Source organism: Dysgonomonas mossii, assembly GCF_004569505.1.
GTDB lineage: Bacteria > Bacteroidota > Bacteroidia > Bacteroidales > Dysgonomonadaceae > Dysgonomonas.
In genome coordinates this window covers 350,226-367,659 of the sequence record NZ_SPPK01000001.1, presented here as the reverse complement: position 1 = coordinate 367,659, position 17,434 = coordinate 350,226, and the positions used below count along the sequence as shown (strand labels likewise).

At 36.6% G+C, this 17,434-nt stretch carries 17 protein-coding genes; 5 read left to right on the top strand and 12 right to left on the bottom strand.

Translation table 11 applies throughout. From position 1 onward, the window contains the following. Nucleotides 1-21: 21 nt before the first annotated feature. Nucleotides 22-504, top strand: a complete 483-nt coding sequence (gene cdd / locus E4T88_RS01785; protein WP_135103774.1) for a cytidine deaminase — start codon at nt 22-24, stop codon at nt 502-504. Nucleotide 505: 1 nt separating this feature from the next. On the opposite strand, the gene E4T88_RS01780 is transcribed toward cdd, so the two are convergent. The 12 genes from E4T88_RS01780 to E4T88_RS01725 form a co-directional block, all read right to left on the bottom strand. Beyond that, the gene (locus E4T88_RS01780) at nt 506-1,204 is read right to left on the bottom strand and encodes a M48 family metallopeptidase (protein WP_135103773.1); all 699 of its coding nucleotides are present in this window, start codon (nt 1,202-1,204) and stop codon (nt 506-508) included. A gap of 62 nt (nt 1,205-1,266) precedes the next feature. Continuing rightward, nucleotides 1,267-2,025: a uroporphyrinogen-III synthase gene (locus E4T88_RS01775; RefSeq protein WP_135103772.1), complete on the bottom strand. Its 759-nt coding sequence runs from the start codon at nt 2,023-2,025 to the stop codon at nt 1,267-1,269. Further along, nucleotides 2,022-2,861, bottom strand: coding sequence for a DUF4271 domain-containing protein (locus E4T88_RS01770; RefSeq protein WP_135103771.1), 840 nt, complete (start codon nt 2,859-2,861; stop codon nt 2,022-2,024). The genes E4T88_RS01775 and E4T88_RS01770 overlap by 4 nt, the downstream gene beginning before the upstream one ends. Before the next feature lie 99 nt (nt 2,862-2,960). Next, nucleotides 2,961-4,229: a methionine adenosyltransferase gene (gene metK, locus E4T88_RS01765; protein ID WP_135103770.1), complete on the bottom strand. Its 1,269-nt coding sequence runs from the start codon at nt 4,227-4,229 to the stop codon at nt 2,961-2,963. Between the two features lie 218 nt (nt 4,230-4,447). After that, entirely contained in the window at nt 4,448-6,100 is a 1,653-nt protein-coding gene (locus E4T88_RS01760) for a tetratricopeptide repeat protein (RefSeq protein WP_135103769.1), read from the bottom strand. 55 nt (nt 6,101-6,155) lie between these two features. After that, complete coding sequence (locus tag E4T88_RS01755; RefSeq protein ID WP_135103768.1) at nt 6,156-7,139, bottom strand: PstS family phosphate ABC transporter substrate-binding protein; 984 nt, start codon at nt 7,137-7,139, stop codon at nt 6,156-6,158. A gap of 21 nt (nt 7,140-7,160) precedes the next feature. Then, nucleotides 7,161-7,355 (bottom strand): hypothetical protein, encoded by a 195-nt coding sequence (locus E4T88_RS01750; protein ID WP_228093666.1) that lies wholly within the window; start codon nt 7,353-7,355, stop codon nt 7,161-7,163. A 111-nt stretch (nt 7,356-7,466) separates the two neighbouring features. Further along, a complete protein-coding gene (locus E4T88_RS01745) occupies nt 7,467-8,303 on the bottom strand; it encodes an energy transducer TonB (RefSeq protein WP_135103766.1) in 837 nt (278 codons plus the stop codon). Nucleotides 8,304-8,327: 24 nt separating this feature from the next. Next, a complete protein-coding gene (locus E4T88_RS01740) occupies nt 8,328-8,990 on the bottom strand; it encodes an ExbD/TolR family protein (protein WP_135103765.1) in 663 nt (220 codons plus the stop codon). Between the two features lie 33 nt (nt 8,991-9,023). Beyond that, nucleotides 9,024-9,635 (bottom strand): ExbD/TolR family protein, encoded by a 612-nt coding sequence (locus E4T88_RS01735; protein ID WP_135103764.1) that lies wholly within the window; start codon nt 9,633-9,635, stop codon nt 9,024-9,026. A 71-nt stretch (nt 9,636-9,706) separates the two neighbouring features. After that, nucleotides 9,707-10,528, bottom strand: a complete 822-nt coding sequence (locus E4T88_RS01730; RefSeq protein WP_135103763.1) for a MotA/TolQ/ExbB proton channel family protein — start codon at nt 10,526-10,528, stop codon at nt 9,707-9,709. 410 nt (nt 10,529-10,938) lie between these two features. Continuing rightward, the gene (locus tag E4T88_RS01725; RefSeq protein WP_135103762.1) at nt 10,939-12,324 is read right to left on the bottom strand and encodes an aspartate kinase; all 1,386 of its coding nucleotides are present in this window, start codon (nt 12,322-12,324) and stop codon (nt 10,939-10,941) included. Nucleotides 12,325-12,519: 195 nt separating this feature from the next. Here E4T88_RS01725 and E4T88_RS01720 point away from each other — a divergent pair, with 195 nt between their 5' ends. The 4 genes from E4T88_RS01720 (at nt 12,520) to E4T88_RS01705 (ending at nt 17,376) form a co-directional block, all read left to right on the top strand. Next, the gene (locus tag E4T88_RS01720; RefSeq protein WP_135103761.1) at nt 12,520-14,967 is read left to right on the top strand and encodes a DUF5686 and carboxypeptidase regulatory-like domain-containing protein; all 2,448 of its coding nucleotides are present in this window, start codon (nt 12,520-12,522) and stop codon (nt 14,965-14,967) included. A 107-nt stretch (nt 14,968-15,074) separates the two neighbouring features. Continuing rightward, nucleotides 15,075-15,980 carry a 1,4-dihydroxy-2-naphthoate octaprenyltransferase gene (gene menA / locus E4T88_RS01715; protein WP_135103760.1) on the top strand — a complete coding sequence of 302 codons (906 nt, stop codon included), beginning with the start codon at nt 15,075-15,077 and terminating at the stop codon, nt 15,978-15,980. Further along, nucleotides 15,980-16,480 (top strand): metallophosphoesterase family protein, encoded by a 501-nt coding sequence (locus E4T88_RS01710; protein ID WP_135103759.1) that lies wholly within the window; start codon nt 15,980-15,982, stop codon nt 16,478-16,480. The genes menA and E4T88_RS01710 overlap by 1 nt, the downstream gene beginning before the upstream one ends. Nucleotides 16,481-16,539: 59 nt before the next feature. Further along, entirely contained in the window at nt 16,540-17,376 is an 837-nt protein-coding gene (locus E4T88_RS01705) for a 1-acyl-sn-glycerol-3-phosphate acyltransferase (protein ID WP_135103758.1), read from the top strand. Nucleotides 17,377-17,434: the final 58 nt, after the last annotated feature.

Here is a 17,434-nt window from a genome sequence, read left to right as displayed (position 1 = left end):
TTTATTTGTAACAGTAATAAAATGGAAAATTTTAATTTAATAACAAAGATACTCGTTTACACCTTTGAAGAGGCTACCGAAAGTATAAAAAAACTTATAATAGAGGCTAAAGCGGCTGCGGAAAAAGCATATGCGCCCTACTCAGGCTTTCATGTAGGAGCGGCAGTTCTTCTTTCCAATGGAAAAATTGTTACGGGCAGCAATCAGGAAAATGCGGCTTACCCTTCAGGGTTATGTGCCGAACGGGTTGCTGTGTTTTATGCAAATGCACAATATCCGGAGGCTTCGATTGAAGCAATTGCGGTTGCCGCTTGTCATGACGGAGCCTTTACAGCAAACCCTTGTAGCCCGTGTGGCGGTTGCAGGCAAGTTTTGTTAGAAACGGAGAATAGACATAGTTCCCCAATGAGAGTAATATTGTACGGTGAAAGTAAAATCTATGAATTAAAATCTGCCAAAGCACTTCTTCCTGTAGGATTTGGGAAGGAATCGCTAGACGACTAATTTATAACATTGTTTTATGGTCTTTTAAAACCCTTGTCAACTCTTTTGCTTTATCATCCGATACTTTATCCAGCAATTGCCAAAAACGTTCTCCATGATTCATTTCTACCGTATGGCATAGTTCGTGCAAGATTACAAAATCCACAAGGTATTCAGGTAAGAGCATACAGTAAAACGACAGGTTTATTGTCTTCTTTGATGAACAGCTTCCCCATCGGGTACGACTCTTATTAATCTTTAGTTCGGTATATTTAAAACCGTACCTTTCTGCAAATGATTTTACTTTTGCCGGAAATAGCCTGTTTGCCTCATAGCGAAGGGCTTTTTCTACAAAGCCTTTTATTGTCGATTGAACTGTTGAATCATTGTAATTTATATCAGCCGGACATGAGATGGATAATATCCCTTCTTTCAGACTCATATAATAATTCTTGGTCGATATTCCGGTAATCAACTTCAAGGTAAAGCTAAAGGTGTTAAATTCTATATCGGGAGTAAATAAAATACCGGTAGTCTTTTTTTCAACTAACGACATCAGACGAGGCTTCATATCACGAATAGTCTTCTCGACAAAGGACATACTTACTGATGGTGGATATGTAAGTTGTAGATAACCATCTTTTTTTCGAACGATTATCCTTTTGGCTCTTGCATTCTTAACAAGCCTTATTTCCCCCAGATCTTTATCTACAATAACCATCAGAAATGATATAAAAAAAGCTTAACCCAAAAGTTAAGCTTTATATTTTATTTGCTTCAAACCTATTTGGCTTTATGATTTTCCTTTATAAACGCTTCTAATGCAGCCGTCATAGATGGCATACCGGGAAGCGGAGCTTCACAATCGAGCCTCAAGCCCGCATCGCGAACAGCTTTTGCTGTAGCGGTACCAAAACAGCCGATAGCTCTCTCTCCTTGTTCAAAATTAGGCATATTCTTAAATAAAGAAACAATACCGGCCGGAGTAAAAAATATCATCATATCGTAAGATAATATCTCAGACTCGGTTATTTCATTACTCACAGTTCTGTACATCACAGATTTTGTATAATCAACTTTTTTCTCGTCCAATACTGCCGTAAGGTCTTCTGTATGTACATCCGAGACAGGTACAATAAATTTTTCTTTGTTGTGTTTTGTTAAAGCTGTTGCCAGACCATCCATCTTACCTGTTGCACTAAAGAATATCTTGCGCTTTCTGTAAACAATATATTTTTGCAGATACAAAGCGACTGCTTCCGATATACAAAAATATTTCATTGTTTCGGGCATTGTTACTCTAAGTTCCTCACAGAGAGAGAAGAAATGATCTATTGCAATCCTTGCTGTAAAAACGACTGCTGTATAATCTTGTATATTAATACGCTGTTGCCTAAACTCTTTTACATCAATGCCATCTACACGAATAAACGGACGAAAATCCATTTGCACATGATATTTCTCGGCAATATCAAAGTAAGGCGATTTCTCTGTTGTCGGAGCAGGTTGAGAGATTAATATCTTCTTTACTTTCAAGGTCATAATAGTGTGTTAAATACGTCGGTTCTATATAATTGAATCAATCCTATCGCTAAATACACATAAGGTAATATTTCAAAGGTGCAAAGGTAGGCAATCAAATACAAAAAGTTAAATTTTTGACCAATAAAAAAGACTATTATTTGATAAAAAAGTGTTATTTGAACAATTAAGAAGAGTATTAATATAAGTATTAATATCTCAGTATGATAAAAATTAGAATAAATCAAGAGTAACGTAGGCAGAAAATATAGTATCCCCAGCACCTCGATAGACACCATATGCATTCTTCGCCACGAATTCATTGCTTTCTTCTGATTAAAGATATAACCTATCAGTTTGTAAATAAAATCTTTGATTCCAAAAAACAAAGCTATGGCAACGATAAATGTGACAATAGTCAGAAAAGCTTTACTATTACTTTGCACAGAAGATTCATACTCTACAAAAACATCATAAATACATATTGCAGATAAAACAGCAGACTGAAAAATAAGGAAATAGCTATATATCATTTCCCTCGATGTAGTCTGACTATGTATTCTTGAGGCCTTTACAGGAGTAAACAGGAAGGAGATACTCTCTTTCAAGAAAGATAACCCGCCACTATATATATATGTAAAAAGAAATAAGCATAAAAGCAACAGGCAGAAAATCCCATCTACTTGTTCCAGATTGAAAGGCAGAAGATCGCCGGAATATCTTACAACATCTCCAATGCTATCTTGATGAGCAGAATATAATTGTTTGTTAGTCATATTCACAATCTCACCTTCTACAGGATTTAATGAAAAACGATGAATATAGACAGTATCCTGCAATAAGACACTATCTTTCATTACACCTATGTATGGTACTGTATCGTTAATCAAAGCTCTTATATACTTGAAAGCACATACTTGCTCTATTGCAGAACAAGTATGTGCTATATTATTATATTACAGATTAAACTCTTTTTTTATCACATCTACGTAGTCTAACTTTTCCCATGTAAACAACTCTACTTCGCGAGTTATTCCCTGAGGATTGTAGCGTGATTGAAAATGTTTAGTTACGGTTTCCGGCTCACGCCCCATATGCCCATAAGCAGCAGTTTCAGCATAGATAGGATTGCGTAATTTCAGGCGTTGCTCTATTGCTTTTGGTCGCATGTCGAACAGCTCCTCTACCTTAACGGCTATCTCACCATCCGAAAGATTTACGGTACCCTTGCCATATGTATTTACATAAATATTCATAGGTTTGGCAACACCAATTGCATACGATACCTGAACAAGTATTTCGGAAGACACACCGGCAGCAACAAGGTTTTTTGCAATATGACGAGCCGCATAGGCAGCCGAACGGTCTACTTTTGAAGGATCTTTACCCGAAAAAGCACCACCGCCATGCGCACCCTTACCTCCGTAAGTATCAACTATGATTTTACGTCCTGTCAGGCCGGTATCTCCATGAGGCCCTCCTATAACAAAACGTCCGGTAGGGTTTACATGATAAGTAATATCAGTTGTAAAGAGCTTCGTAATATCATCTCTGAACTTATACTTCTCCTTCACACGAGGTATAAGGATATTGATCACATCTTCTTTTATTTTAGCCTGCATTGCCTCGTCGTCAGCAAAATCATCATGCTGAGTAGAAATAACGATTGTATCTATTCTCAAAGGCGTGCCGTTGTCATCATACTCGATCGTTACCTGCGATTTGGCATCAGGACGAAGGTATGGCATCAAATGCAATTCATTTTTGCGTATAACGGCTAATTCTCTCAACAATGCATGAGACAAGTCTAGTGCTAATGGCATATAATTGTCTGTTTCGTTTGTTGCGTAGCCAAACATCATACCCTGATCTCCCGCTCCCTGATCCATCGGATCGGATTTGCCATCAACACCTCTGTTGATATCATCGGATTGCTCATGTATGGCAGACAGCACCCCGCAAGATTGAGCCTCAAACTGGTATTCACTTTTAGTATACCCTATACGCTCGATCACTTTACGTGCCGTTTCGGGAATATCGATATATGCTTTTGATTTTACTTCTCCTGCCAAAACCACCTGTCCGGTAGTTACCAATGTTTCGCATGCGACCTTCGAATCAGCATCATAGGCCAAGAATTCGTCCAATAAGGAGTCTGATATCTGATCTGCCACTTTATCAGGGTGACCTTCTGATACAGATTCAGATGTAAATAAATAACTCATAAATATTGTTTTATTGTAATAAAAACAGGAAGATATGTATTATAATGCAGTGCAGAAAATGGTTTAGCATTTTTTCATGTGGTTGCAATCAATACAAATCTATCCACTTAATTGAGTGCAAAGATACATCTTTTTCTCAATTTAAAATTATTCTATATAAAAAAACAGCCTGCATCAAAATTGATACAGGCTGTTTCTCATATTTTATATCTATTTATTTACTTGCCATTAGCAAATTCAAATAAAGCTTTACCATTTGCATTTTCAGGATCTAGTTCAAGAACCTTTTCTGCATATAATTTTACATTTGCTTTATCATCAGCCTTTTTGCTTTTCTCAAACTGTAAATAATAATAGTAGCTCAAATAGCTATATGCTTCTATCAATATTTTGCTGCTTGGTTCCGGATCAGCCAACAGCACTTTAATTGTTTCTTCATAGAATGGTTTTGCCAATCCTTGCTCCGAGTCCGGGTCCATCTGATAGTTTGTACGTGCTCTCTGATAGAATCCTAAATAACTATCCGGCTTACGTTCTGCAACTACAGCAAAAGCTGCATCTGCTTGTTTGTATAGCGCAATAGATTGTTCTTTTACTTGCTCCGGAGTTAAAGATTTATCAGATTCAACTTTAGATGCTGCAGATAGATAGTAGCTACCTAATTGATAATAATCAGTTGCTTCTGCCCTTTCTCCAAGCATCTGGATGTATTCTTTGTAATAATTAGCCGCTTCAGCGTACATCTGATCTTTGGCAGAAGCTGTAGCGATCTCTTTAAACAAGCTTACTTTGCTAGGATCTAATTTTATAGCTTTCTGATATTGCTCTATAGCCTTAGCTTTATTGCCTGTTTCAGATAGTATATTTCCATAAGCCATATAGTCTGAAACCAAATATTTCACTGTATCAACCTCAGATCTAGGTATACTGAAGAACTTGTCTCCTGCAGCTAAACCGTCCTGATAGTTTTTTGTTTCATTTTCGATATACATCAACAAACGATTCAACACGAAGCTGTTTGGTTCGCGTTTCAAACCTTCATTAATCAGATTCTTTGCACCTGAATATCCTTGTGTAAAGTACTCTGATGCAGCATAACGAGTAATATCATCTACGGTGTAATCGCCACCCTTAAAGAATTCTTTGTATGCAGCAATAGCATCCGGATAAAAACCGTCTCTGTAATACAAGTCAGCAAGATCTTTGTAAGCAATCTTATATTCAGGTTTGATTTCTATCGCTTTTTTCAACAAATCGGCTGCTGTGTTACGATTAATATATTCATATACCTTAGCACCTTTCATATAAGCCAATACACAGTTAGGATCAAAGTTGATAGCCTGATCGTACTGACCTGCTGCTCCGCCCGGATTGTTTTCTTTGGCTAACATATCTCCTTCGAGAATGTATGAATATGGTGATTTCTTATCTGCCTTCTTAGCTTCAGCAATCATCAAAGTGGCTTTGTCTTTCATGCCATTATCAAAATATGCTTTTGCTATTGCTAAAAGAACAGTTACATTCTTTTTATTCTTTTTTTGAACTTCTTTTAATTGATCTTCTGCAACCTTAGGGTTTGACTTTAATTGCAATTTAGCCAATCCTACAGCACCAAGACCTAGTTCAGTAGTTGCTGCCGCACTTTGCTCAAACTGAGACTTAGCTTCAGTCAAGTTATTTTCCAGAATTGCAATTTCTCCCAGATAATAATGAGATTCTTCAGGATTCTGCCCTACGTTTTTAGTAAAATATTCTTTCGCTAGTTTGGTTTCACCAAGGCTCAGATAATCTGCTCCCGGGCTATTTTGCGCAAATGCCGACAAGCTTATCGCTAAGCTCAAAAATGCGCTCACTAAATACTTCATTTTCATCTTCTATACTATTTTTATTAATATTTATTTATATGTGACAGATATCAGGCCTATCCTAAAATGTTGGGTTTGCTCTTACCAGTCTGGTAGGTACATTTGCGGGATAAAGCCCGGCCTTGAGTATAATACGTTGTCCTTTCTCTCCTGCAGCAAAGGTAACAAAACCTGAAGGTAATCCACCTTTGACATCTGAGATTATAATAAAAATATCTCTCGTTAGCGGGTATTTTTTTAAGACTAAATATGCGGCAAATGGTTTAAAACTGTTTTCCTCAGTGGCTTTATCTTCTGAGCTTACCGACATAACATTTATACTATTAATAAAGCTTAAATTTTTAGGATCGGATGGATTGCTAATCCAATTGACACCGATAATACCTATCGCATTAGGAACAGCAGCAACATAATCTATCACTTGCTGATTGGGTGTACGTTCTTGCAGGTTGACATTTTTAACGCTGTCTGCCGATCTCGCTTTCACATTCTGACTGAGAGGCTCGCCTCCACAGATCGAATCTTTTATAAATCTGACAGTACTGGAATTAGGGCTATCGAATACGACCGATATTTCACCCAGTTTAGATTTCGGATTTATCTCCTTCCAATCCTTAATCTTACCTGTCATTATTTTTTTAATATCAGACACTGTAATCAAAGTGTCCATATTTTCTTTGTTTACAATAAGGGCAATACCATCAATAGCAAGCCGCTGTGTACGTGGTGCTTGTTTGCGTTCTTTTATAATTTGTGTTTCGTTGGCAGTAAGTTGTCGTGTAGCAATTATTACACGCAAGCTATCTTTCATAAATAAATTAAATGCTTCATTTTCACTGGTAAATATGGGAATAACCAGAGCTTCGTGATTTAAAGCTCCAAAAACATCAACCTGTTCTTGTATTACAGGAGCAAAGCATTCATCAACAGCTATCTCAGCTATACCACTTGTGGGCGTATCTGTTCGTGTTATCTTTCTCTGGTCGCTACAAGAAAAGAGAAAGATAAAAGCAAAAATACATACAATAAGACTAAGATTTTTCATAACAAAAAACAGATAATTCGTTTAAAATTGTTTCCACGCACGGTATCCTCTAAATATGCCATACAAAAACAACAGCACACCCATGGCCACACGAAGCAAGATATGTACATTATCGAAAATAGGGGTAAATACCATCAAAACTGACACACATAGATAAAACAATACCATAAATATACCAAATATTGCTTTTCCCGATATTTTTTTTCCTTCTTTCATACCTTTTTTTATTGGAAAAAGAAGAGAAGATGTGTCTTTCATACTCCAACTTCTCTTCTTTACTAAGTCTTATTTACAATTTTTTATAAAAATCTCAATAAATATTCACTTTTACTGTTTCAAACGGAATACGATAGGGAGAGTAAAGTACACAGGTACATTCAATCCATTTTGTTTTCCCGGTATCCATTTCGGCATCGATTTAACCACACGTACAGCTTCTTTATCGCACGATGGGTCGATACCACGAATTACGTTTACATCTTCAATTGCTCCTGTTTTAGAAACAACGAAACGTACTGTTACACGTCCTTGAATACCTGATTCTTGAGCCACTACCGGATATTTGAGATTGGAAGCAATATACTTTTGCATTTCCATCTCGCCTCCCGGGAAAGTTGGCATCTGTTCTACAGTAACGAAAGGTTTTTCAACGGCAGGTTTTTCTTCTACTATCACCTTGTGTTCTCTCAACTCAGCGATATCGACACCTGTTTTATCATTTGTACCTTTCACGTCAGCCACCGAAATTTGGATTTTAGTTTCCTGGATTTCATCCTGTGACTTCATTTCCTGATCTTCACGCACCTCGTCGTCTTTTGCAATCTTAGGAGGCACAAACTTCACTGTTGTTTTCAACGGTGGAGGCGGCGGAGCTGTTTCTTGTTTAATCTTATTCTCTTCCGGAATTTCTTGATCTACCGGAATATTAGATAACTCGAAAGTATCCTCCATTGGCCCTGTATTGCTTTGAGTAAGGCTCTTTACTACTGATACCAGACTCGGTAAAGCCGACACAAATATTGCAAGCGCAAGGATTACTAAAAACGCAACGATATGTCTCTTCGATGATGATTGACGTAGCTTGTAAGCTCCATAGTTTTTATTCTTACCTTCAAAAACTACATCACACCATTCGGAGGAATTCAATTTTATATCTTTTCCCATAATTTTACTCCTTTCTTAATGTGATTAATTTTTTGGTGGTGCAGCACTAGCGCCATAAGCCCCTTTACTTTTCAGGTTCTCAAGCAAGAATTGGTCACCCTCGGTCATATCCACAATTGCATATTTTGCAATACTGCAAATTTGCATTTCATCAAGAGCATCAACAAGATTTTTATAACTAGCTTCGGATGTTGGTTTAATAACCACTACTTGTCCATCCTTATCTTCTTTTATTGTTTTCGATCTTGTTTTAAATTCTTCCTCTGACATTTTATTTTTCTTCTCAAACTTCTCCTGTCTCAATTCCCTCATTTTTGCTACAATAGGGGCATTGCGTTCCAGTAAAACTTTACGAAGTCCTTCAGGGGAATAATCAGTTTCTTTCAAGGTAGTATAGTCACTATAGTTAGGCATACCTGTATAGTAATATACTTTATTGTCTTCTCCTAGAATCAAAGTAATAGCTTTAGACTCCTTGACCTTCACTTCATCCTCTTCAGTAAGTTTCTGATCTGTAGGCATCGCAATATCCATGATTTGCGGTTTACTCAATGTTGTACAGAACATGAAGAATGTAATCAAGAGCATGTTCATATCCACCATCGGAGTAAAGTCTACTCTCAGGGTCTGTTTCTTGGGTTTACCTTTTTTCTCTTCTCCACCACCGGACTGTTGTACTTCTGCCATAATTTTTTCTTTTTTTAATGTTTAAATCATGTTTTATACGCCTTCCGGCATTCCCCTTAGAGATGTTATGAGGCTATAACGGTTTTCTTTCATCTTCACAAGACTTTTCAATACCTTATCCACCAATGGATAAGCTGTTGACTGGTCTGCTTTGATAGCAATACCCATATCATCGCCTCCAATTTCGCGTGCATGTTGTACCCAACGTGAAAACTGATCGTTTACACTATCAGATGGCACACCCCATTTCTTTATCTCACTATCTTGAGTGCTCAATGGCATATCAAGGAAAGCAGCCATTCTGTTCATAGGCACACCAATGTGTGTTTGTTCTATGAAAGATCTAATCTGCTTATCGGTGAATGTAATACCATAATCTTGCCCCATCTTTTCCAATACCGCCTTTTTATTTTCTGGTTTGTCTATATTCAAGAATACCTTTCCTTGTGGATCTATCAATATATTCAACACATTATATTCAGGCACTTTCACCTCAGATACTGACTGTGGAGTCATTACCTGTACCGGCTCTTTTGGTAAGAAGGTAGCAGTAAGCATAAAGAATGTGAGCAAGAGTACAGTAACGTCACTCATCGCCGTCATGTCGATGAATGTGCTCTGTTTTTTTACTTTTGTCTTTCCCATTTTCTTACTTTTACTTATTAGAGTGGAATCTTATATGAATTCCACAAATTGTTCTGAAAAAAAATTGTTAATTATTTAGATAGACCTCCGTGAAGAGTAGTATAAGTTTGACCGATAGCAAAACCTACTTCATCAACAGCGTTAGTTATATCTTCAACTTTTCCAGAGAAATAAGAATAAGAAATGATAGATGCAGCACCAGTACCGATACCCATAGCTGTATTGTAAAGTGCTTCAGAGATACCTACTGCAAGAGCTGTAGAGTCTGGAGCTCCTTCTTGACCCATCGCACCAAACGAACGAATCATACCAAGTACAGTTCCGAATAGTCCCATCAAAGTACCTAGAGTAGAGATAGTAGCGATAACTGATAAGTTTTGTTGTAGATATGGAAGTTCAAGAGTTGTAGCTTCTTCCAATTCTTTTTGAATCATTGCTGCTTTTTCGTCATTGTTCTTGTCAGCAATTTTCTCAACATCTGCATATCTGATTAATCCTGCTTTTAATATATTAGCCACAGATCCTTTTTGTTCGTCACATAGCTTTGTTGCACCTGCGATGTCACCAGCTTCTAATTTAGCTTTAGCATTCATCACAAATTTAGCTGTGTTTCCTTTTCCACTAGCTCTGTTCAATGCAAAGAATCTCTCTACAGAAAGAGTAAGTGTTGTTAGTAACAGCGTGATAACGATAGGAATTACCCATCCTCCTTGGAATAATGCACCTAGTGAATTGCCTGGTAGTGGATGACCTTTTTCGTCAAAGTTAGCCTTATCCCCGGCAACTAGGTAGAAGAATAGGTGAGCTACAATCGCACATCCAATAACGACTATCATAGCTGAAACGCCTTTAGATCTTGGTTTTTGTTTTGGTTGTTGTTTTTTAGTTTCCATAATGATAATAAATAATTTAAGTTTAGTGAATCAATTTTTAAATTTATATCTTTTAATTTTCAATAGTCTCCTTATTTTAAAACAATAAAATTACACAGGGTCAATTATTATAGGATGCAAATATACTATTATTTTGATTTTTTAAGTATTTCGCATCTAACATTGCACTTTTATTCACACTTCTAATCAAATGTAACGGTGAAATCAGTTTTTTATTTTCCAATAAAAGCAACTTTTGTAATAGAGAATGTTCAAGCAAATTCAAAGGTCTATATATCTGTAATTGTGGATATTCTTTTTTATTTAAGTGCCCCACAAGGTATTAAACGATCACTCTAGTTTCAGCAAACAAAAATAGAACTAAAAATCAATTCACACAATAAAAAAAATATAAAAAAACCCTTATTAACCTATTTCTCTATACACAATTCATCATTCAGTGCAATTACCGCGTCTTTATAAAATTCTCTTTTTATTACAAACTGCATATTCACCTGCCGTAGAGATTGAGCAAAACTCTCAACATTGATTCCTTTTTGAAACAGGGCTTTCGAGGCTCTATACAAGAATCCGGGCAATGCAATATTGGTACCCATTACACATACTAAAGCTACACGCTCTACAATAACCTGATAGAATGTCGCCTCCAGGTCTGTTATCATTTCGCGTGATTTATAATTGTCCCAAACCACCATTGTAATAGAGTTTGCATTTGTAGATTTGAGAATATAACTCACATTATATTTAGCAAATATCTGCATGATTCTCAAGTCAAATCCAACCTCTCCAACCATCATTGGATCATGAATTTCTACAGCTAACACCTTATCTGTACCTGAAACGATCTCTATCTTCGGTATTTCCGACACATATTCTTTTGTTATCAATGTACCCGGATGTTCCGGTTCAAAGGTATTTTTGATACGGATATCGATATTTGCAAGTTCCAAAGGTTTAGACGCTTTCGGATGAATAGCCTCCATACCAATATCAGCCAACTGATCGGCAACAATAAAATTTGTTCGTCCTACAGGAACCACCTTATCAACACCTACTATATTCGGATCAGCGCTCGACAAGTGATATTCTTTATGGATAATAGCCTCGTCGGCATTTACCTCTACGGCAATTTTGCTAAAAGTAACCTCTGTATAACCTCTATCAAATGCACGCATAATACCCTCAGTACCTTTCGTATAGCCGGTAGCGACACAAACATCCTTACTAAAATCAACACCTTTGAATGCTCTATGAATACGCTCATCTATTGTAAGAGGCAGAGAGTCATTAAATCCGCATAGATCGATAAACCGAGCAGAAATACCATTGTTATTCAAAATATTTACAGTATTCCACGCTGAATGCGCCTCTCCTATCGAAGCTAAAATTTCGCGTGCGGCTAAACAGATATCTTCGGCATTTACGTATCCTGAAGCCAAAACTTTGCTCAAACTATGAAGCATTGTTTTAGCCTGTTTGAGGCGAAAGGTAATAAATTCTCTTGCTTCTAATAGATTCAGGCCGATTTCTTCAAAACCCTTATTTATAAGCAAAAGCCTTTGACACAGACTATCTAAACCGATGCTATAATCTGCATTTTCGAGAAATTGAACATATACTCCGGGCTCTCCTGTTTTTTTATGTTCCAATAGCCAGTTAGTGACATTATTATATGCGGATACAACAAATATCCGATTGTACATTTCTTCCGGCTTTCTCTTTCCTACAATGACGTTCTCCAGCACATCTTTAAACTGCGACATGGAGGTTCCGCCAATTTTCTCAACTGTAAGCATTTTAATCTTTAATATTTTGAAAAAAATTTAGCGCAAAAATAATAAAATAATCTTATTTCACAGGGGAATATAGAATAATGTCACTCCTTTGTAACATTAAATCGAATAAAAACAGGAAATAAGTAAAGAATAAATCGATATTTCCGATATATTTGTAGAGAATGTTAAAAAGTGTCCCTAAATAATAAACTAATAATGAGATTATATATTGCCTTGGTTTTATCCTTTTTTTGCTTCACTCATTTGCACGCACAAAACTTTAAAGGAAAAATTACAGACACAAACGGCGAACCGTTATATGGAAGCACAGTATATATAAAAGGTGTAAATCAAGGGTTGGTATGTAACGAAACAGGAAGCTACCAAACGACTATAGCCAACGGAGAATACGAAGTTGAATATAAATGTTTGGGGTTTAAACCCGAAGTGCAAATAATCAAGATCAGTACAGATAAAGTAACTACATTAGATATAGTACTATATGAAACACCTTTCAACCTGAAAGAAATTACTATATCAAATCAGGAAGACCCTGCCTACCCTATTATGCGGAAAGCAATAGAAAAAGCACCATTATATGCCGCTTCAGTAAGAGAGTACATTGCCGAAGCCTACATAAAGGTAAATGCTGAACTGCTTAAAGTTTCGTCGTTGATGGACAGAATGGCAAAAAGAGAAGAAGGGGTTAAACTATCAGATTTTAAAGAGTTGCTATTTACACAAGAATCCTTCAACGAAATACGTTTTACAGCACCCAATAAGTACGAACAAACAGTAAAAGCATTCTCAAGCAGTATTCCCGACAATATAGATTCGAAAGATGCGATGGGAATATTAAGTACTTCCTTGTACAATCCGAAGATTGGTTCATACATTTCGCCGTTGCATCCCCAAGCATTTTCTTATTACAAATTCAGATACGAAGGGTTTATAGAAGAGAATGGATTAACAATAAATAAAATCAAAATAGAACCAAAGCTAAAAGACCCAGCCCTTTTTGAAGGCTACATATATATAGCAGATTATACATGGCATATATATTCTGCGGAACTTCGTTCTAATCCATACGGAGCAAGACAAGCATATACAATCTCGTTTCAGAAATTAGCACCGAATGTGTATCTGCCTATTACTTATTTGATAGCATCTGATATTGACATCTTCGGCATTAAAGCTACAATGAACTACTACACATCACTAACCTATAGTAATATTAAAACGAATGAATCGGTAATAAGTGGTACAAAAAGCAAAAAAGAGAAAAGAACCTTTGAAATCGCACGTCAAGACTCCTTATATATAGTAAAATCTGATAGTTTAGCATCCAAGCGTGATACGGCATATTGGACCAATGTAAGAACGATACCTTTGGGAGAACGGGAAATAAAAACATTAATTAAAAGGGATTCCATACAGCAACATCTCGATTCGGCGAGAGAGAAGCACCGTAATCCAAAGCTGACATTTTCAAATATAATGAACGGAGGGCAGATAGGAAGTGACTCCAGCAAAGTAAAAATTAAATTCAACGGGCTACTCGAAGGTAGTATCTATGAGTATAATTTTGTAGATGGGCTATGGATGGGGCAATCATTCAGGTTAACGAGTAATATCGGAAAACACAACAAGCTCGAAATAACACCTTATATATATTATACCTTATCTAGGAAAAGATTGGTAGGTGGAGGTAATATAAATCTCACTTATGCACCTTTAAGATTAGGAAACCTTACTATATCTATAGGAAGCACAAGTGAAGATTTCAATCCACTAGGTATCCACCGCTTCAATAACTTTTCTAATTCACTAATAAGAGGTAAGAATTATAACTACTTCTATCAGAAAGATTTTATTTCCGCAACGAATAGTATAGATATTTCGAACGGATTATCTGTATCTGTAGGACTGGAGATAGATAGGCGTCATGGATTATCGAATAATACGGATTACACCTGGGGTAAGAAAAGTAAAATCACGCCTAATATATACCCTGACGACAGGTTTGACAAAACAGCATTCAACTTAGGTATAGAATACACCCCTTACGCTTATTACTCGATAAAAGATGGAGCGAAAAAATATGAGAAATACGCCTCTCCTACATTCTATATTAATTATGAGCAGGCATTCTCCGGATGGCAAACCAACAATGCTCAATATCAAAAATTATCGGGAGGCATAAAACAAAATATAAAGTTAAGTGAGTTTAGCAACTTCAACTACCAACTCGAAGGAGGTCGCTTTCTGGGCGAAAGAGACAAAATACACTTTGTGGATTATCAACATTTCAACACATCGAATGTAACAGTGAACCTAAAGTCTCCCTTTGTATCCTTTATGCTGTTAGACAATTATGTTGCTTCAACAAACAGATATTGGGTCAGAACCAATTTCAACTACGAAAGCAAGTATATATTAATTAAGCGACTGCCATTTCTTCAAGGAAAAATGTTTACAGAAAGCCTACATCTAAAAAACCTATACACCGCCGACATGAAATATAGTGAGATGGGCTACTCACTAAACTTCACAAAGCTCCTTAATGTAGGAATATTTGCGTCATTCAAGAAAACAAAATATCAGGATTTCGGAATAAGAGTATTGTTCGATTTAGACAATATAAAGAAAACTATAAACAGGTAAAAGTAAGCGTAACGTCATCTTTCTATTTTTAGGTAATATTAGAATTTGACAGGATAATAATATTTTTCTCATCAGACTAAAATACATACCTTTGCACAAATTTAATTATGGCATCTGTAAAATCTTGGGTATCGGCTCTGCGTCCACGCACACTATTCTTGGCGGGAGCTACAGCACTATGTGGCAGCGGGATCGCATATAGCACAGGAAAATTCAGCATATTTGTATTTATTCTGACCATTTTGGTAGCGAATGTATTACAACTGCTATCCAATATGGCAAACGACCTTGGTGATTACCAACAAGGCACAGATATCACAGGCGAAAGAATAGGACCTCAACGAACAGTTCAAAGCGGAGCCATTACTCCCGAAGAGATGGCTAAAGCTATAAAAATAGCTATAGCATGTGCTATTGTGATCGGAATATTGCTTGTTTACGTTGCTCTTCAGTTTATGGCGTGGCAATATATTTTACTCTTTCTAGGCTTGGGACTGGGTAGTATTGTCGCCGCAATAAAATATACAGCCGGAAAAAATCCTTATGGATACAAGGGGTTGGGAGATATTTTCTCTTTCATCTTTTTTGGACTTGTATCGGTAGTTGGAACATATTTTTTACATACCCACACCATAGATTTCAAGCCGTGGCTACCTGCTATAGCTTTGGGTTTGCTAACAGCTGCCGTACTCAATCTTAACAATATGCGCGACATAGATAATGATAGAAAATCGGGGAAAATAACAATCCCTGTACGGATAGGAATCAAGAATGCTAAGATATACCACGCCCTATTAATTATAGGAGCGTTCGTTTCCCTTACGGCATATTCTATATTATATAGTACCCACTGGTATCAATATATCTACCTATTAAGTTTTCTTGTATTTTTTAAATTGTTAATTAACATTATCAAAATAAAAGAGAATCGTCTACTCGACCCATACTTGAAATATACTTCGATGGGAACATTTATCCTATCTGTTTGTTTTTGTATTTGTATCAATCTATAATGAAAAAGATAGGATTACTTTCTGACACCCATAACTGGTGGGATGAGAAGTTTGCAAAATATTTTTCCGACTGTGACGAAATATGGCATGCGGGAGATATAGGTTCAATGGAGTTGGCTTTAAAGTTCGAAGCTTTGGGCAAACCCTTTCGGGCAGTTTACGGGAATATCGATGATAGTCGTGTACGTGCAGCATACCCGGAAACGTTACGCTTCGCGCTCGAAGGTGTAGATGTGTTTATGATTCATATCGGAGGCTCTCCGGGTAGATATGAACGAAAAGTACAATCAATATTACTTATGAATCCGCCCAAATTATTTATAACCGGGCACTCACATATACTGAAAGTCATATTCGATAAAAAAATAAACGGATTATTCATCAATCCGGGTGCAGCAGGCAAATACGGAATACATAAAGTCAGAACCCTTCTTAAGTTTAACTTGAGTGAAGGCAATATCTCAGACTTGGATATCATCGAACTTCATGACGAATCTTAATTAATACTTGTCTAATATTTCAATTTTAACGAAATTTGCAACAGTAAAAAAACAGCAGCATGAAGGAAAAATTACTGAGCTATGATGATGTTCGCAAAATGAGCCCTATTTTGCGTGGTCCATTTGGAAATATACTTATAAAATTTGCTATGTGGCTGACCGGAATGAATAAGGTCAACCGCATCTACGATACTTCGAAGCAATACGAAGGCCCTGAATTTTGCAAACATTTATTACAAGACGTTGGTGTCAATATAGTAGTCGAAAACATAGAAGTGCTTAACCAATACGAAGAAGCTTCGTTTATCACTGTCTCGAACCATGCATACGGTCACATAGATGGTATTGCCGCCATTGCCACAATCGCATCGGTTCGCCCCGACTATAAAATGATGGTAAATTTCATTCTCGGTATGATAGACACAATGTCTCCCAACTTCATTGCTGTTAATCCTTTCCAAAGCGGAAAAATGGCAAGTAAGTCAAGCCTCGAAGGAATAAAACAATCCATCGAACATATCAAAAGCGGACATCCATTGGGATTCTTCCCTGCCGGTGCTGTCTCTAAGACAAAAGTAAGAAACTTCAGAATGGAGGTTGAAGACCGTGAATGGCAAGAACCAGTGCTAAAGCTGATAAAAAAATCGAAAGTACCTGTGATACCAATGTACTTTAGCGGTAAAAATTCTTGGTTCTTTAACTTTCTTGATCTTGTAAATTGGAGACTCCGTTCATTGAGGTTAGGACATGAAGTGTATAATAAAAAGAGTAAAACTATATACTTACGATTGGGTGAGCCAATACTACCGGAAGAACAGGCAAAACATACAGATATAAAGGAATTCGGAGAGTTTTTGAAAGCTAAAACATACGCTTTAGCTAAATCTACAGATTAAACTCATCACCTTTAGAAATCTTCACTAAAAAAGACTGACAAAACTGAAATTAATATGT

Bases quoted from the DNA above. Each gene is read 5' to 3' on its own strand.
- menA (WP_135103760.1), top strand. From the start codon at position 15,075: ATGGCATCTGTAAAATCTTGGGTATCGGCTCTGCGTCCACGCACACTA.
- E4T88_RS01725 (WP_135103762.1), bottom strand. From the start codon at position 12,324: ATGCTTACAGTTGAGAAAATTGGCGGAACCTCCATGTCGCAGTTTAAA.
- cdd (WP_135103774.1), top strand. From the start codon at position 22: ATGGAAAATTTTAATTTAATAACAAAGATACTCGTTTACACCTTTGAA.
- E4T88_RS01780 (WP_135103773.1), bottom strand. From the start codon at position 1,204: ATGGTTATTGTAGATAAAGATCTGGGGGAAATAAGGCTTGTTAAGAAT.
- E4T88_RS01775 (WP_135103772.1), bottom strand. From the start codon at position 2,025: ATGACCTTGAAAGTAAAGAAGATATTAATCTCTCAACCTGCTCCGACA.
- E4T88_RS01740 (WP_135103765.1), bottom strand. From the start codon at position 8,990: ATGGCAGAAGTACAACAGTCCGGTGGTGGAGAAGAGAAAAAAGGTAAA.
- E4T88_RS01710 (WP_135103759.1), top strand. From the start codon at position 15,980: ATGAAAAAGATAGGATTACTTTCTGACACCCATAACTGGTGGGATGAG.
- E4T88_RS01730 (WP_135103763.1), bottom strand. From the start codon at position 10,528: ATGGAAACTAAAAAACAACAACCAAAACAAAAACCAAGATCTAAAGGC.
- E4T88_RS01720 (WP_135103761.1), top strand. From the start codon at position 12,520: ATGAGATTATATATTGCCTTGGTTTTATCCTTTTTTTGCTTCACTCAT.
- E4T88_RS01755 (WP_135103768.1), bottom strand. From the start codon at position 7,139: ATGAAAAATCTTAGTCTTATTGTATGTATTTTTGCTTTTATCTTTCTC.
- E4T88_RS01705 (WP_135103758.1), top strand. From the start codon at position 16,540: ATGAAGGAAAAATTACTGAGCTATGATGATGTTCGCAAAATGAGCCCT.
- E4T88_RS01770 (WP_135103771.1), bottom strand. From the start codon at position 2,861: ATGAAAGATAGTGTCTTATTGCAGGATACTGTCTATATTCATCGTTTT.
- metK (WP_135103770.1), bottom strand. From the start codon at position 4,229: ATGAGTTATTTATTTACATCTGAATCTGTATCAGAAGGTCACCCTGAT.
- E4T88_RS01760 (WP_135103769.1), bottom strand. From the start codon at position 6,100: ATGAAAATGAAGTATTTAGTGAGCGCATTTTTGAGCTTAGCGATAAGC.
- E4T88_RS01750 (WP_228093666.1), bottom strand. From the start codon at position 7,355: ATGAAAGAAGGAAAAAAAATATCGGGAAAAGCAATATTTGGTATATTT.
- E4T88_RS01735 (WP_135103764.1), bottom strand. From the start codon at position 9,635: ATGGGAAAGACAAAAGTAAAAAAACAGAGCACATTCATCGACATGACG.
- E4T88_RS01745 (WP_135103766.1), bottom strand. From the start codon at position 8,303: ATGGGAAAAGATATAAAATTGAATTCCTCCGAATGGTGTGATGTAGTT.